The organism is Streptomyces sp. NPDC021100 (genome assembly GCF_044333095.1).
Taxonomy (GTDB): Bacteria; Actinomycetota; Actinomycetes; order Streptomycetales; family Streptomycetaceae; genus Streptomyces.
This window is the reverse complement of sequence record NZ_JBIRQH010000018.1, coordinates 137,380-153,052: the sequence shown is the minus strand read 5'-3', so window position 1 is coordinate 153,052 and position 15,673 is coordinate 137,380. Positions and strand designations below refer to the sequence as shown.

The following is a 15,673-nucleotide window of genomic DNA, read 5'->3' as shown; positions in this document are numbered from 1 at the left end:
CCGCACGCCGTCCGGGTGAGGGGGCGCTCCGGATGCGCGGCCGGCGACGCGGGCGCACGGCGGCGGCCGGGCGGGGACGGTTCCCCGGGCCCGGCCGCCGCGGTGGTGGGGTCAGGTGTCGCGGGCGGGGCGCCGCTCCGGGGAGGTCTCCTCCTCGCGGGTCAGGGCCTCGGGCTCGCGCCACTCCTCCGAGCGGGTGGGGCGGCCGGTGCGGGTCTGGGCCCGCATCTCCTTCTTGAGCTGGTCGTCCTTCTTGGGGCTGTGCTTGTCGCTCTGCCGCTGCATGGCCGTTGCGTTCCTTCCTCCGGTTCCGGTGGGGGTCTCCGGTGTCGGGGCTCAGGGGTGGTCGGGCCGCCGGCCGGGCGGGACGCCGCCGCCGCGGCCGCCGCCCTTGGTGCCCTTGTCGGTGCCGTGGGCCCGCTCCGGGCCGCCGGGTCCCGCCTTGTGGTCCGGGTCCGCCTTGGCGGCGGCGGAGTCCTGGCTGGTGGCGCCCTTGCCGCTGCGCCGCAGGGCACTCTGCCGGGGGTTCTTGGTCATCGGGCCTCCCCTGTCGAGTGATCGCTTGGTCGGTACGCCTGTCCGGGCGGGGGCGGCGGAAACCTCCCGTCCGCTTGCGTCCAGCGTAGGCACCGCACCGTGCCCCCGGCGCGGTGGCGGAGAGCCCGCTCGCCTCTTCCGTTACCGGCCGGAAACAAGATGGAGCGGTGTCCTCCTTTTCCCGTCGGAGACGGCGACCGGCGCTGGCCGAGAGGGCGGCGGGAGGAGCACGCCAACCCTTTCGCCTATCCCCCGCAAGGGTATTGCCCGGCGAATTCCGCTTCCCCGCACGGCCCTTTGCCGAGGTGCCCCCACTCGGCCCGTTCATACCGCCCGCATTCCGGCGGTATTTCACTTTTCCGTGGCCGAGCCGACGTCCGCTCCACCCGGCGAGCGTCCGTTCCGAGCACCGCCCCGTCCAAACCCCGGTGCCACCCGGACTTTCCCCTTACCCACCGCTCCGGAATTTCCCCAGTCTTGTGCGACAGGCATTCTCGGCGCCACGCTGCGTCGGTAGCCTGGCCCGCGAGCCACTCACCGCACGGTATGACTACGGGGGAACGTGCATGACGAGCCAGAACATCCAATGGCTATTCCTCGATCTCGCCCTGATCTTCGTCCTGGCCCGCGCTCTGGGCGCCGTCGCCGCGCGGGTGGGTCAGCCGCCCGTCGTCGGCGAGATCCTCGCCGGGGTGCTCCTCGGGCCGAGCCTGCTGGGCGCGGCCCCGGCCGGGCGGCTGTTTCCCACGGACGTACGGCCGTTCCTGTCTGCGCTCGCCAACATAGGCGTCGCGCTGTTCATGTTCACCGTCGGACTGGAGCTGGAGCACCGGGCCCTGCGCGGGCGCACCCGCGTCACGGCCGGTGCCGCGCTCGGTTCGACGCTGGTGCCCTTCGCCCTCGGGTTAGGGCTCGCCTTCTACCTGCTGCGCGGTCACCCCACCGACCAGCGGGCCGCGTTCGTGGTGTTCGTGGGCCTCTCGGTGTCGGTGACCGCCTTCCCGGTCCTGGCGCGGATCCTCACCGACCGCGGGCTGGCCCGGACGGAGACCGGAGGGCTGGCCCTGGCGACGGCGGCCGTCGTGGACGTCGTGGCCTGGTCGGCGCTGGCGGCCGTACAGGCGGCCGTCGGCGGTCCGGGCGGGCAGGGGCACTGGCGGGCGGCACTGCTGCTGCCGTTCATCGCGGCCCTGGTGCTGCTGCGGCCGGTGCTGCGCCGGGCGCTCGGTCCCGCCGGGCCGGACGGCGCGCTGACCTCCCGCGCGTTCGCCGTCGCCGTGACCGGCGCACTCCTGTCGTCCGCGGCGACCGAGGCCATGGGGATGCACTACATCTTCGGTGCGTTCCTGTTCGGTGCCGCGCTGCCCCGGGAGGGCAGCGACCGCGTCCGGGAGGAACTGGCGGGCCGCACCGAGCAGTTGACGGCCCTGCTGCTGCCGGTCTACTTCGTGGTGGCCGGCCTCAAGGTCGACCTGCGGGGCGTGGGGCCGCAGGGCGTCGTCGAGCTCCTGGCCATCCTGGCCGTCGCGATAGGCGGCAAGTTCTGCGGCACCTACCTCGGCGCCCGGTCGCAGGGCCTGGCCGGCGGCCCGTCGGCGACCCTGGCCGCCCTGATGAACACCCGGGGCCTGACCGAGCTCGTCATCCTCGGCGTGGGGATGGAACTGGGGCTGCTGGACGGGCCGTTGTACTCGCTGATGGTCGTCATGGCCCTGGTGACCACGGCCATGACCGGCCCGCTGCTGTCGCTCATCGACCGGCGCGGCCGCAAGCGCCCGGGGCCGCCCGCGCAGCGCACGTCCGGCGAGGCGGCGGACGTCCGCCCGCTGTCCGGCCGGGCCGCCGACGCCTAGGCCGCGACACACGCGGCCGGACCGCCGCGTCCGCCGCCTAGCGCGGCAGGCCGGCGGGCGGCGGGGCCGCGCGGGCCCCGGGAGCGTCCGGGGGCCGCGCGGCCGTGCCGGCGGGGGCCGGCGGTTCCCCGGGGTCGTCGACGACGACCGAGGCGTGCCGGTACGCGGCGCCGCCGGCGGCCGGGTGCACCAGGACCGGCGCGGCGCTCAGGGCGCCGGGGGTGAGGCCGGTGACGGCCTTGAACTCCCGGATGAGGTGCGACTGGTCGTAGTAGCCGCAGTGCGCGGCGAGGACGGCGTGCGGCAGCCCGGCCGGCGCCCGGACCAGCGTCTCGAGGGTGCGGCGGAAGCGCGTCATGGAGGCCACGTCCCGGGGCGCGACGCCCACGTGGCGCTGGAACGCCTGCTGAAGGCGGCGCCGGCTCCAGCCGGTCTCCCGGGCGAGGTCGGCGATGCGGGTGCCGTCGCCGTCGTGCACCAGCCGCTCCCACGCCCAGGCCAGCGGGGCGGGCACCCGGCCCTCGTACGACACGTCGAGGCCGAGGAACACCTCGTCGAGGACGGCGAACCGCGCCTCCCAGGAGGCGGCGAGGGCGAGCCGTTCGGGGACGTCGCGCAGGCGCCGGCCGAGCACGTCCCGGGCGTCCGGGAGCACGTCGGCGAACTCCCATAAGCGGGGCCCGAGGAGCCGGTTGGCGCCGTCGAGCGTCAGCATGACCTGGGCGCCCTCCCACGGGCCGGGCGGGACGAACCGCAGCGCGCTGGTCCGGGCGGCGTAGACGGCGGTCGGGCACCCCGGCGGGTGGTACCGCCGGCCGGTCTCCCCGATGCTCAGGTAGATGGCGGGCAGCGCCATCGGGGTCTCCAGCCAGGCCAGTCGCCGCGCCGGGTCGATGGCGAACGCCCGGTACTCGACCACCGTGTCGCGGAGGGCGGGGTGCGGCCGCCGCGAGGCGACCAGGATCCTGCCCCACGGCTGCGCGTACCGCCGTGTACTCAGCGCCATCCCCCCAGACCTCGTGGACGACGGGCGCCCCGGAAGTGCGCATCCGTCCAATACCGCCGCGCCGCTCCCGCCCCATGCTGGGGGGCGGGCCGGCGTCGTACCCGAACGGGTACGGGCGGGGGACGGACCACGGGGGTGCCCGTCTCCCTTCCGCCGCACGGTACGCCGTCGGCTTCCACCGGACCAGAGGGGGGCGCGGTGGCGGCGGGGAGAACCGGCCGTCCGCCACCGCCCGCCGGATCGCTCGTCGCCGCCGGGCCGCTCAGCCCTTCCAGAAGCCCTTCTTGCGGTAACCGGCCTCCCAGAAGGCCCGGTTGAGCATCCGCACGGGGGCGGGCATGCCGGCCAGGAACCGGTTCCGGTCCTCGTCCGGCGCGCCGTCGCAGACCCAGGGGACGTAGACGGCCGCGCCGCGCGGTCCCTGGGCGCGGGCCATGCCGCCGCGGAAGGCGTCCCAGTCCTTGGCCGTCAGCACCTCCTGGATAAGGGGCAGGGCGCTCTTCTCCTCGTGCTCCATATGGTCGCGGAGGACGGTGGACAGGGCGCCGACGAGCTCCGTGAGCCCGTCCGCGCGGCCGCGGGCCAGCGCGTCGTCCACCGCGTCGAGCCGCGGGTCGAGTTCGGCGTGTTCGGCCTCCATCTCGGCCATCAGGGCGAGGTCCTTGGGGCGTCCGGTCACCGCGCGTTTGACGCGGGGCCAGAGTTCGGCGTCCTCGACGGTGTGGTGGAGGTGGAGCTGCTTCTTGAAGTTCTCCCAGCCCGCGCGGACACCGGCGGAGCCGGCCCGACCCTCCTCCACCGCCGTGACGAGCCGGTCCAGGTCGCGCCGGAACGCGTCGTGCGTCGCGTACATGTTCGTGAAGTCCAGCGGCGTCTTCCGCTCAACTGCCATGGTGTGGTGTGCCTTTCGTAGCGCGTTCTTCATGGGTGCACCGGAGGGGGCCGTCATGGGGAGTCATCAGCAGGAGGCCCCGGGCACGGCTGGATGTGACACGGCCGCACGCGGTTGTGACACACGCCACACTTCCCGGAATCCCGCGGATCGGTGTCACATCCGGGGCGGCGGACGGCATCCCAGTCGGTGAACGCGTCACACGGGAGGTCCGCGCATGTCCGACAGGCCGACGTCCGGGGCCGCCGGCTTCGGCGCCCCGGCGGACGACGAGACCACGGAGGTCTTCGTCGGCTACCGGGAGCTGCTGTTCTCGATCGTCTACAACATGCTCGGCAGCGTCTCCGACACCGAGGACGTGCTCCAGGAGACCTGGCTGGCGTGGGAGCGGCGCAGCCGCCGGCAGGACGGCGCGACGATCGACAACCCCCGCGCCTATCTGGTGCGCATCGCGGTGAACCAGGCGCTGGCCCGCCAGGCGACGCTCACCCACCGCCGGGAGACGTACGTCGGCTCGTGGCTGCCGGAGCCGCTGCTCACCCACGCGCCGGAGACGGCGGAGACCGTGGACGCCGCCGACCGGGCGCTGCGGGCCGAGTCCGTGTCCATGGCGCTGCTGGTGATCCTGGAGACGCTGAGCCCGCTGGAGCGGGCCGTCTTCGTGCTGCACGAGGTGTTCGGGTACGCCCACACCGAGATCGCGGCCATTCTGGACCGCTCGCCTTCGGCCGTCCGGCAGCTGGCGCACCGGGCGCGGGAGCACGTGCACGCCCGGCGCCCCCGCTTCCAGGCGGATCCGCAGGTCCAGCGGCAGGTCACCGAGCGGTTCCTGGCGGCGGCGCTCGGCGGGGAGCTCTCGGACCTGATGGAGATCCTGGCGCCGGACGTCACCATGTGGACGGACGGCGGGGGCAAGGTCCGGGCGGCGGGGCTGCGGCCGGTCACCGGGCGGGACAAGGTCGTCCGGCTCCTCGCCGGATACGCCGGCCGCCGCCCGGACGACCTGGACGTCCGCTACCGGGCGGTCAACGGCGACCCGGCGGCCGTGGTGTTCTCCGAGGACTCCCCCTACGTCGTCCTCGTCCTCGACCTCAGCACCCGGGGCGACCAGGTGCGCGGCATCTACGCCGTCACCAACCCCGACAAGCTGGCCCGGATCCCGCGCGCCGAGGGCGACGACGGGCCGGAACGAGAGGCGGAGGCCGGCCGGCCCGACTGACCTCACGGGTCAGCGCCGTGCGGACGACCTTCCGGGTCAGCGCCGTGCGGGCGCGGGACGCAGCTCGACGAAGTCGAAGCAGCCGATCCGCTTCAGCACGGCGCGGATCGGGGCCGGGATCCCGGCCTGGACCCGGTCCACGTACAGCCGGGGCTCGGTGAGGCGTACCCGGTGGCCCCGGGTGACCAGGTCGCAGCCCCCGGCGGCGAGCACGTTCCTGACCCAGTCCGAACGCGGCCCGTACGGCAGGGAGATGACGTAGGCGTTCCCGGCGCGGAAGACCTTGACCGGGGTGCCGTAGGGGCGCCCGGACTTCCGGCCCCGGTGCAGGACGGTGCCGAAGCCCGGCAGCCGGGTGAGGACGGGCGCGACCACGCGGTTGGCGACGGCGCGGTTGAACCGGGCGAGCCGCCGCCGGGCGGTGGGGGCGGACGTCGTGGGGGCCATGGGGAGCTCCTTTTCCGTGAGGTTCGTGGTGCGCCGGGGGCGGCGGCCCGTCATCCGTCGAAGATCGGGTGCAGCCCCGCGGCCTCCTCCTCCAGCGCGCCCAGCGTGCCGCGGAAGAAGACGAGGGGGTCCTGGTTCTCGCGGTCCACCCCCAACTGGACGACCCGGCCGAGGAAGATGGCGTGGTCCCCGCCGTCGAAGGTGTCGGCCAGCTCGCAGGAGAGGAAGGCCAGTGCCTCGCTCAGCACGGGCACCCCGGTGACGGAGGGGTGGCTGGACACGCGCCGGATCGCGCCGGCGTCCCGGGCCGCGAAGGAGCGGGCCAGCGATTCCTGCTGCCCGGCGAGGAAGTTGACGACGTACGCCCCGCTCTCCTCGATCACGGGCCGCAGCCGCGACCGCTTGTGCAGGCAGAACAGCACGAGCGGCGGGTCGAGGGAGACGGAGGTGAAGGAGTTGACGGTGGTGCCGCCGGCGCCGCCGTCCCGGCCGCTGGTGATCACGGTGACGCCCGTGACGAAGAGGCCGCAGACGGTCCGCAGCATCCGCGCGTCGACCGGATCCGTACGGGGGACCGCCGGATTCTCCGTGGGTGGCATGGGAACTCCTCACAGGTGGTGCGGCAGAGAGCAGAGAGGGGTCAGAGGGCGTCGTCGGCGAGCGGGGCGCCCTCGGGCGCGTAGGCGACGATCCCGTGCACGGCGGCGAGCTGGCGCATGTTGGCCCACTGCGGCGGCGGGTAGGAGGCCACGAGGTCCCGCAGGTCCTCGAAGAACGCCTCGATGCCCCCGGGCGTCGCGGTGCACAGCATCCGGCCCGTGTCCGCGCCGGTGTTGCGGAAGGCGTGCGCCACCCCGCGGGGGCCGAACACCACGGTCCCGGCCGGTGCCCGGTGGACCCGGCCGCCGACCGTGATCTCGAACGTCCCCTCCGTGACGTGGAAGCACTCGTCCATGTGGTGGTGCAGGTGGTACACCGAGCCCTGCCCGGCCGGCACGGAGACCTCGTAGTACGAGTAGTGCCCCCCAGTGTCGCGGGCGCTCAGCAGGATCCGCGCGGACTCCTCGCCGCCCCAGGTGATCGGCTCCACGTCCTCCCGGCGGACGACTTTCTCCCGCGGCGCCCACGCGTCCGGCCGTTCCGTCATGACGGTCCCCTTTCAGGCGATGCCCTGGGCGAACGTGAAGACCCGGTGCGGGTCGTAGCCCTGTTTGATCCGGGTGAGCCGCGGCAGGTTCTCCGCGTAGTAGGACCGCCGCCAGTCGCGCAGCGCGGGGTCGACGAAGTTCTGGTACGTCTCTCCCGCGGAGTGCGGGTCGAGGACGGAGAAGCCGGCGTCGGCCCACCGCCGCATGGTGTCCTCCTGCTCCCGGGAGACGGGCCCCTGGCGTGCGAACGCCTGGACGTTGACGGTGAACCGGCTGTCGCGGTGGACGAACGCGGTGTCCCCGCGGCCCAGGTCCCCCACCGCCCCGCCGAGCGGCAGCACCTGGAGCTGGTGGCTCTGCCCGGCCGTCCGCCCGGTGTCGAACAGGGCCAGCAGCCGGGCCCAGCCGTCGCGCGGCATCGGGTCGCGGAACAGCCGGCTGCGCTCCACCGCGTAGGCGGTCCTGGGCAGCCGGCCCTGCGGCGAGGTGCCGGTCCGGTGGCACTGCTCGACGGGCCCCGCGGCGCAGCCGTAGACGCCCAGCATCAGGTCCCGGTACGGCAGCGTGGCGTGGTCGCGTGTCGCGGGCGCGCCGGTGAGCGACGCCAGCCGGTCGGCCTCGGCCGCCAGTTGTGCGGGTCCTCCGGTCGACACCAGGAGGATCCAGGGGACGGGCGGGGTGCCGGGTGCCGCGTCGGCGAGGCCGACGATCGCGGCGCCGCCGATGGCGCGGGGTGCGTCGGCGAGCCAGCGCGCGTACCCGTCGAGCATGTCGAGCGCGTCCCCGTACGCGTAGCCGAGCCGGGCCGTGGACACCTGGGACAGGGCGGACGGCCGGAGGGTGAAGGAGGTGACGACGCCGAAGTTGCCGCCTCCGCCGCCGCGCAGGGCCCAGTACAGGTCGGGGTGTTCGGCCGCCGAGGCCGTGACGGTCCGCCCGTCGGCGAGGACGAGCTCGGCCGACTCCAGGGCGTCGCAGGCCATGCCGAGGCGCGGGGTGAGGAAGCCGAGGCCGCCGCCCTGGAGGAAGCCGCCGGCCGCCACGGTCGGGCAGGCGCCGCCGACGGCCGCGAGCCCGTGCGGGGCCAGCGCGGTCAGGACGTCGACGTTCTGCGCGCCGGCCCCCAGGGTGACGGTGCGGCCGTCGAGGGCGATCCGGTTCAGCCGGGACACGTCGAGGACGAGTCCCGTGGTCGTGGAGTAGCCGCCGGCGCTGTGCCCGCCGCTGCGCACGGCGAGCGGCAGCCGGTGGTCCTGGACGAACGCGAGGCACAGCGCCGCGTCCTCGGGCCCGGCGCAGTAGGCGACGGCTCGCGGGGCGACGCCGTCGAACTGCGCGAGGTCCAGTTGCCGGGCCGTGGCGTAGCCCGCGTCGCCGGGGAGGACGAGGTCGCCGCGCAGTCGGCGGCGGAGGCGCTCCCAGGGGGTGGTGTCGCGGGTGCCCGCCCGGGCGGCGGGCAGCGCGAGGGCCGCGGGCAGGGCGGTCGCGGCGCCCAGCACCGCTCTTCGGCCGATCATCGGATCAGGGTCCTCTCGGTGGGGCCGCGGGTCAGCCGTGGACGACCGCGCTCTGCGGTCCGGGCGTCTCCTCCTCGTCCGCGGGCAGGCCGTGGGCGCTGCCCGCGGGCGCGGGTCCGCCCTTGAGCAGGAGGCAGGTCAGGGCGCCGAGGAAGAGGACGCCCGCCGAGACCCAGAGCGTGGGGTGCAGGGCGTCGACGAAGCCGTTGCCGAAGACCTTGGCGGAGACCTCGCCGATGCGGTGGGCGACGTCGTCGGGGACGCCGGACGGCACCTGCGCGGTCTGTTCGGTGCCGACGTTCAGGCCCTGTTCGCCGGCCTTGGCGAAGTTCCGGACGAAGCCGTCGCGGTACTGCTCGGGCAGTTCGGCGGCGTGCCGGGCCGCCTGGTCGCGGAGGGTGGTGACGAGCTGGGCCTGGAGGACGGCGCCGACGACGGTCGCCGCCAGCGCCGAACCGACCTGCCGCAGCGCGTTGTTGACGCCGGACGCGGCACCGGTGAGACGGGCCGGGACGTTGCGGACGACCTCGGAGCCCATGGGGGCGAAGGTGCAGCCCGCGCCGAGGCCGGCGAGGAACTGGGCGCCGGCGATGGGCCCCCAGCTCCCGTCCGGGTCGGCGGCGAGCAGGATCCAGGTGACCCCGCCGCCGAACATGGCCAGCCCGGCCGTGAGGACGTACTTCCCGCCGAACTTCTCCGACAGGATGCCGGCCGGCCCGGCGGTGACCATGGAGCCGAGCGCCAGCGGGATGATGACCAGGCCGGTCTTCTGGGCGCTGTAGCCGAGGACGGACTGGAGGTAGATGGTGGTGGGCAGCAGGATCGCGATGACGCCGAACGAGACGGCGACGCCGATGAAGTTGACGACGGAGAAGTTGCGGTCGCGGAAGAGCGAGAACGGCAGCAGCGGTTCCGCGTCCTGACGGCCCCGCTCGTAGCCGAGGAAGGCCAGCAGGAGGACGGCGGAGGCGGCGAGCAGGCTCCAGATCCAGCCGTTCCAGTCGTACCGTTCGCCCTCGGTGAGGCCGTAGGTGAGGCCGAACAGGGCGGCGGAGGCGAGGACGACGCCCGGCAGGTCGAAGCGGTGCCGCACCACGCGTCCGGCCTTCGGCATCACCGAGGCGCCCATGAGCAGCACGAACACGCCGATGGGCAGGTTGATGTAGAAGACCCACCGCCAGTCGAGGTGGGTGACCATCACCCCGCCGAGCCCCGGCCCCGCGGCGCCGGAGACACCGGCGACCGTGCCCCAGATGCCGAGCGCCTTGCCGCGCTTCTCCCGGGGGAAGACCTCGGCGATGATCGACAGGGTCTGCGGGATGAGCAGCGCCGCGCCCGCGCCCTGGACCGCGCGGAACGCGATGAGCTGCGCCGCGTCCTGGGCCAGGCCGCAGGCGAGGCTGGCGGCGGTGAACAGGGCCACGCCCGCGAGGAACAGGTTCCCCTTCCCGCGCAGGTCGCCCAGCCGCCCCGCGGTGATGATCAGCGTGGCGAGGACCAGCGTGTAGGCGTTGAGGATCCACAGCATCACGTCGAGGGACGTGTCCAGGTCATCGGTGATGTCCGGGATCGCGACGTTGACGATGGTGAGGTCGAGCAGGGTCATGAAGAACCCGAGGCACAGGACCGTCAGGATCGCCCACGGATTGCCTTTCCACTTCCGGAACACAAGCCTTCCCCTTCAACATGAGATGTGGTCGTTCGATCCCAGGAGTGGTGCGGCGGGCGCGGGTGTGACATCACGGACGGGCCGGAGCGGTGGTGCCGGTCAGAACCGGCCGCCGCCCGCCCCGATCACCTGCCCGGTCACCCAGCGGGCCGCGTCGGAGGCCAGGAATCCGACGACGTCCGCGACGTCGGCGGGCTCCCCCAGCCGTCCCAGCGGGGTCCGTGCCACGTTCTCCTCCGCCACCTCGGGGGGCAGCGGCGCGCCGGTGTCCCGGGTCAGGCCGGGAAGGACGCAGTTGGCCGTGATCCCCCGGTGGCCGAGTTCCTCGGCGAGCACCAGCGTCATGGCCTCGCAGGCCGCCTTGCTGGCGGCGTAGACGCCCGCGCCCGGGCGGTGGGTGCGGGTGATGCCGGTGGAGACGACGACGATCCGGCCGCCGTCCCGCAGCCGGTTGGCGGCCTCGCGCAGCCCCAGGAACGTCGCCCGGGTGTTGACGGTGAAGTGCAGGTCGAAGTCCTCGTCGGTGGCCCGGGCCAGCGGGCCGAAGCGGCTGACGCCGACGTTGCCGACGAAGACGTCGAGGCCGCCGAAGTGCCGCTCGGCGGCCTCGAACAGCGCGCGGACCCCCGCCGCGTCGGCGGCGTCCGCCCGGACGGCGACGGCCCGGCCCCCGTTCCGCTCGATGCCGTCGACTACCCGCGCGGCGGCCTCCTCGTCGGCCCGGTAGTTGACGATCACGCCGGCACCGTCGGCGGCCAGCCGTTCGGCCACCGCCCGGCCGATGCCGCGCGAGCTTCCGGTGACCAGCGCCGCCCTCTGGACTGCCATGTCCCATCTCCTCCGTTGACTCCGCTGTACCCGCCGACTCCGTTGCCGAGTACGGGAGTTGACGACGGTAGCCAGTGGGAGGCCCGGGGCACAGCCGTCGCGTCAGGCCACGCAGATCCCTTCGACGGCGACCTTGGCGTAGATGTGCGGAGAGGCGGTGATTCCGTCCGGGTACGCGGCCTTCGCCCGCTGGAACTCCGGCCGCGAGAAGGCCGCGTGGAGCGCCTCGGTCGACTCCCAGACGGCGATGTTCAGCCACAGCCGGCTGCCGCCGGTGCCCCGGTGGAGCTGGGTGGAGATGAACCCGGGCTGGGCCTTCATGAAGCCGGCGTCCTCGCGCCACGTCCGCTCGAACCGCTCCGCGTGCTCCTCCGGCACGACGAAGGTGTTGACCAGCGTGACCGGCCCGGTCCGCTCCTTGAGCTGGACGGGGAAGGGGGTGGTGGGGTCCTGGTCCTGAAGTCGCACGGTGTTCTTCCTTCCGGTCGAAGGGGGTCAGAGGGGCTGGGGCGCGAGGTCGTCCGGGGTCAGTTCCACGACGGGCAGCCGGTGCCGCACCCGCTTCTGGAACTCCGCGATGAAGGGGAAGACGGCGACGAAGCGGTCCCACATCCGGTCCCGCTCCTCCCCCTCCAGGATCCGCGCGGTCACCGCCACCCGCTCCGGCCCGATGTCGGCCGTCGCCCGGGGGTCGGACCGCAGGTTGAGGTACCAGGCCGGCTGGCTGGCCCGGGGGCCGCCCGGTACGTCGAAGTGGCCGGGCGCGGCGCAGACGTAGTAGCGGCCGCGGTCGTAGACGTAGCCGACCGGGTTGGTGCGGGAGAGGCCCGTCCGGCGTCCGGTGGTGGTGATCAGCATGGCGTCGAGGCGGCCGAAGCGGCCGAGGATCCGGCCCTGGGACCGCCGGTAGAGGTGGATGTTGAGGTTCAGGAACGCCCGGTTGATCCGTTTCGCCGTCCTCGACGGCGGCTTGGAGTAGAGGTAGACGTTCAGGCGGGTGAACGACCGGACGAGGACGTTGGCGCCCTCCATCCGCGCCGTGCCGCGCGACCAGGGCGCGAGCTTCTCGGGCGTGGTCCGGGACGTGTTCTGGGGCATGGTGCTGCTTCCTCTCCCCGGCACTACAGCGGCTTCCTGCCCTTGAGCAGGGAGCGCGCGGCGCCGGTGGCCAGCGAGCGGCTGATGGTGCGGAGTTCGGGGTCGGCGCAGGTGCGGGCGGCCCAGTGGACGAAGCGGGCCACCGTCGCCGTGCTCGGGTAGACGAAGCGGGTGGACTCGTCGTCCTTGAAGCCGAACACCGGGTTGAGGCCCTCGCTCCGGTCGAGCGCGGCGAAGACGGCGTCGGCGGCCTCGTCGCCGGTCATGGTCCCGGACTCGTACTTCTCGCAGACCTCGGCGGTGAGTTCGAGGACGTTCTTGAACTCCGGCTCCGGCCACCACAGTCCGGGGTGGTCGACCGTCTCCAGGCGGGTCAGGTGCCGCTCGTCGCCGTCGGCCTCGTAGCGGGCGCGGGCGTCGTACAGCCGCATGGCGCCCGGGGTGAGCCAGCCGGCCCACACCCGGAAGACCGCGTTCCAGAGGCGGAAGTGCTCGAAGGCGATGAAGGAGCTGTTGACCAGTTCGTCGTTGCGCCGCAGCAGCCCGCGTTCCAGCTCCTCGACGTAGCCGAAGCGCTCCTCCGACCAGTCGTCGTCGCGGAGGGCGGCGACGATGCGGGTGCAGAGCGAGTAGACGACCTCGAAGGTGTTGGACAGGCCTCGGGAGAACAGCGGGTCGATGAAGCCGGCCGCATGCGACATCAGGCACCAGCGGTGGCCGATCGACCGCTTCGACGAGTACTGCAGCCGCTCGGTCGAGACCCACTCCCGTACCCGCCGGGCGCCCGCGAACTGCCGCCGGACGGCCGGGTAGCGGTCCAGGAAGGAGTCGAACTCCTGCTCGGGCGCCAGGTCCCGGGGCTTGGGGTAGCGGCGGGGGTCGATGGTGAGGCCCACGCTGCACAGCGGATTCGTGGAGCCCTTGACGTTGTCGAACGGAATGATCCAGAACCAGCCGCGCTCGATCATGTGGTGCAGCGTGCCGGCGTGCCAGGACGCCGGCGGGCGCAGGCTGCGCGGGTGGTGCGAGACGTCGTCGAACGGCTTGACGCCGATGTAGTGGGTGAAGAGGGACCGCGAGTGGTGCCTGAACCGGCAGGGGTCCTCGCGGAGGCCGAACTTCTCCGCGAGGGGCGAGCGGAAGCCGCTGGCGTCGATCAGGTAACGGGCCCGGAACACCTCGCCGTTCTGGCCGGTGACGGTGACCCCGTCGTCGTCGAAGTCCAGGTCGCGGGCGCGCCAGTTCTGCCGGGTGACGCAGCCGTAGCGGGCGGCGATGTTGAAGAAGTGCTGGTCGGTGTCCTGCCGGTAGAGGTGGCTGGCCTGGGTGAGGATCCGGGGGATGACGAACATCGTCGCCTCCTCCGGGTCCGGCTCCGCGCCCGGCTCGTGCCGGATGAACCCGAAGCTCTGCTTGCGGCCGTGCCGCGGGCCGATGTTCCGGTGCACCGCCCGGGTGTCCAGCAGGTGGCCCAGCTCGGGCACGTCGAAGCGGGAGGCGAGGATGTGCAGCCACTCGACCAGCTGCGGCGTCATCGACTCGCCGATGGCGAACCGGGGGTGCTGGGCGGCGTCGACCAGCACCACCCGGGCGCCCTGGCGGGCGAGGATCGCCGCGCTGACCGTGCCGGCGAGGCCGGATCCGAGGATCAGGACGTCGCACGGCTGCGGCGGGCCGGAGGGTGCCGGCCGGCCGGGTTCCTTGAGCTTGCTGGGCATGGGCCCGCCTCTCTCGTCGACTTGGCTGTTCCGTTCCGTGACGGTCGGGTCCTGTGTGACGGTCGGGTTCTGGGCGGTGGCCGGGTTCTGGGCCGTGGCCGAGTTCTGGGCCGTGGCCGGGCTTCGGGAGTCCGACAGCGGCCCGCGGACCGCTGTCGGACTCCCGTCCACGGCCGGGCCACGAGCCGCCGCCCAGCCACGGGCCGCCGTCAGACTCCGGACCACCGCCGGTCCGCAGTCCCCCGCCGTGCTCCCGGCCCCGCCGAACCACCGCTCCAGCGCCGGCCGCGGATCGGCCGTCCGGTCCCCCGCCCAGGCCACATGGCCGTCCGGGCGCAGCAGTACGGTCTCCGCGCCGGCGGAGGGCCCCCCGGTGACCAGCCCCACCCGGTCGCCCCGGCCGCCCGTCAGGGCCGCCAGCTCCGCCCTCCGGCGCGGGTCGCCGGAGAGGTCGAGGAGGACGCCCCGGGCGCGTCGCAACAGGGCCGCCGCCTCCGGGGTGCCGGTGGCGCGGGTCAGGTCGGCGGGGGTGAGCCGGGTCCCGGTGAGCGGGTGGCCGTCGTCGGGGCCGTGACGGTCGTCCGGGCCACGCCGGACGTCGGATCCGTACCGGACGTCGAGGCCGCCGGCCCGGGCGGCCAGCCGGTCGCGGACGGCGCGGTGGCCGAGGAGTTCGCCGAGGATCTCGCGGACGGCGTCCACCTCGGGGCCGCCGAGGAGCAGCAGCGCCTGGGCGGCGATGTGGTCGAGCGCCGTACGGCCCACGGGGTGGCGCTCGTCGTGGTAGGTGTCCAGGAGTCCGGCGGGGGCGTGCCCGCGGGCCGCGGCGGCCAGTTTCCAGCCGAGGTTGGCGGCGTCCTGGAGGCCGAGGTTGAGGGCTTGGCCGCCGACCGGGAGCTGCCGGTGGGCGGCGTCTCCGGCCAGCAGGACCCGGCCGCGCCGGTAGCGGTCGGCCTGGAGGGAGACGTCGCCGAAGGCGTTCACCCAGAGCGGGGTGCCGCCCGTGACGTCCTCGCCGGTCACGCGCCGCCAGGCGGCGGCCACTTCGGCGAACTCCGGCGCGCCGGGCCGGGCGGCGGGCGCGCGGCCGTGTTCGTGGACCATGATCCGGGTGACGCCGTCGCGGGTGGCGGCGACGGCGAGCCCGCCGGGCAGCCGCTCGAAGCGGCGGTCGGGGACGGTGACGCCGGTGAGGTCGCAGCGCAGCAGTTCGCGCCCGGCCTCCGAGCCGGTGAAGCGGAAGCCGGCCAGGGCGGCGACGGTGCTCCGCTCGCCGTCGCAGCCGACGGCGTACGCGGCGGTGTACCGGACCGTCCGCCCGCCGGACACCGCCTCGGCCTCGACCCCGTCTCCCGCCTCGCGCAGCCCGCGCACCTCGTGGCCGCGCCGCAGGTCGGCGCCGAGGGCGGCGGCCCGTTCGGCGAGCAGGGCCTCCAGGCGCGTCTGCGGGACCTTCCACTGGCCGGCGTACGGCGAGGGCTGGCCGCTCAGGTCGAGCGGCAGTCCCGCGTAGTGGCCGGCGGACTGGCGCGGCGGGGTACCCAGGGGCTCCAACAGGCCGCGCTGGTCCAGGAGTTCCATGGTGCGGGCGTGCAGGGTGGAGGCCCGGGACTCCCCGGCCGGCGCGGGCAGCCGTTCCAGGACGGTGACGCGGGCGCCGCCCAGGCGCAGTTCGACGGCGAGCGCCAGGCCGACCGGCCCGGCGCCCACGACGACGACGTCTGTCTGTCGGACGTCCACG

Annotated in this window: 15 protein-coding genes; 2 read left to right on the top strand and 13 right to left on the bottom strand. The window is 74.2% G+C overall.

The window, feature by feature from the left end; translation table 11 throughout:
* Positions 1–111 precede the first annotated feature (111 nt).
* The gene (locus tag ACH4PU_RS27815) at positions 112–285 is read right to left on the bottom strand and encodes a hypothetical protein (RefSeq protein ID WP_398277633.1); all 174 of its coding nucleotides are present in this window, start codon (positions 283–285) and stop codon (positions 112–114) included.
* Between the two features lie 51 nt (positions 286–336).
* Positions 337–537, bottom strand: coding sequence for a hypothetical protein (locus tag ACH4PU_RS27810; protein ID WP_398277630.1), 201 nt, complete (start codon positions 535–537; stop codon positions 337–339).
* A 566-nt stretch (positions 538–1,103) separates the two neighbouring features.
* On the opposite strand from ACH4PU_RS27810, the gene ACH4PU_RS27805 reads away from it, so the two are divergent.
* Positions 1,104–2,390, top strand: a complete 1,287-nt coding sequence (locus ACH4PU_RS27805; protein WP_398277627.1) for a cation:proton antiporter — start codon at positions 1,104–1,106, stop codon at positions 2,388–2,390.
* Between the two features lie 37 nt (positions 2,391–2,427).
* Here ACH4PU_RS27805 and ACH4PU_RS27800 read toward each other — a convergent pair whose 3' ends face one another.
* Positions 2,428–3,396, bottom strand: coding sequence for a helix-turn-helix domain-containing protein (locus tag ACH4PU_RS27800; RefSeq protein WP_398277624.1), 969 nt, complete (start codon positions 3,394–3,396; stop codon positions 2,428–2,430).
* A gap of 262 nt (positions 3,397–3,658) precedes the next feature.
* Entirely contained in the window at positions 3,659–4,288 is a 630-nt protein-coding gene (locus ACH4PU_RS27795) for a hemerythrin domain-containing protein (RefSeq protein ID WP_398277621.1), read from the bottom strand.
* A 217-nt stretch (positions 4,289–4,505) separates the two neighbouring features.
* On the opposite strand from ACH4PU_RS27795, the gene sigJ reads away from it, so the two are divergent.
* Positions 4,506–5,507: an RNA polymerase sigma factor SigJ gene (gene sigJ / locus ACH4PU_RS27790; RefSeq protein ID WP_398277618.1), complete on the top strand. Its 1,002-nt coding sequence runs from the start codon at positions 4,506–4,508 to the stop codon at positions 5,505–5,507.
* Positions 5,508–5,543: 36 nt separating this feature from the next.
* Here the strand turns inward: sigJ and ACH4PU_RS27785 are convergent, their stop codons facing one another.
* The 9 genes from ACH4PU_RS27785 to ACH4PU_RS27745 form a co-directional block, all read right to left on the bottom strand.
* Positions 5,544–5,954: a nitroreductase family deazaflavin-dependent oxidoreductase gene (locus ACH4PU_RS27785; protein WP_398277615.1), complete on the bottom strand. Its 411-nt coding sequence runs from the start codon at positions 5,952–5,954 to the stop codon at positions 5,544–5,546.
* A 50-nt stretch (positions 5,955–6,004) separates the two neighbouring features.
* A complete protein-coding gene (locus ACH4PU_RS27780) occupies positions 6,005–6,553 on the bottom strand; it encodes a flavin reductase family protein (protein ID WP_398277612.1) in 549 nt (182 codons plus the stop codon).
* A gap of 41 nt (positions 6,554–6,594) precedes the next feature.
* On the bottom strand, positions 6,595–7,101 hold the full coding sequence (locus tag ACH4PU_RS27775; protein WP_398277609.1) for a cupin domain-containing protein: 507 nt from the start codon (positions 7,099–7,101) through the stop codon (positions 6,595–6,597).
* 12 nt (positions 7,102–7,113) lie between these two features.
* Positions 7,114–8,619, bottom strand: coding sequence for an FAD-binding oxidoreductase (locus ACH4PU_RS27770; RefSeq protein ID WP_398277606.1), 1,506 nt, complete (start codon positions 8,617–8,619; stop codon positions 7,114–7,116).
* Positions 8,620–8,650: 31 nt separating this feature from the next.
* Positions 8,651–10,288, bottom strand: coding sequence for an MFS transporter (locus ACH4PU_RS27765; RefSeq protein WP_398277603.1), 1,638 nt, complete (start codon positions 10,286–10,288; stop codon positions 8,651–8,653).
* Positions 10,289–10,387: 99 nt separating this feature from the next.
* The gene (locus ACH4PU_RS27760) at positions 10,388–11,116 is read right to left on the bottom strand and encodes an SDR family oxidoreductase (protein WP_398277600.1); all 729 of its coding nucleotides are present in this window, start codon (positions 11,114–11,116) and stop codon (positions 10,388–10,390) included.
* 102 nt (positions 11,117–11,218) lie between these two features.
* The gene (locus ACH4PU_RS27755; RefSeq protein ID WP_398277597.1) at positions 11,219–11,584 is read right to left on the bottom strand and encodes an antibiotic biosynthesis monooxygenase family protein; all 366 of its coding nucleotides are present in this window, start codon (positions 11,582–11,584) and stop codon (positions 11,219–11,221) included.
* Between the two features lie 27 nt (positions 11,585–11,611).
* Positions 11,612–12,214: a nitroreductase/quinone reductase family protein gene (locus tag ACH4PU_RS27750; protein WP_398277592.1), complete on the bottom strand. Its 603-nt coding sequence runs from the start codon at positions 12,212–12,214 to the stop codon at positions 11,612–11,614.
* 23 nt (positions 12,215–12,237) lie between these two features.
* Positions 12,238–15,672, bottom strand: coding sequence for an FAD-dependent oxidoreductase (locus ACH4PU_RS27745; RefSeq protein ID WP_398277589.1), 3,435 nt, complete (start codon positions 15,670–15,672; stop codon positions 12,238–12,240).
* Position 15,673: the final 1 nt, after the last annotated feature.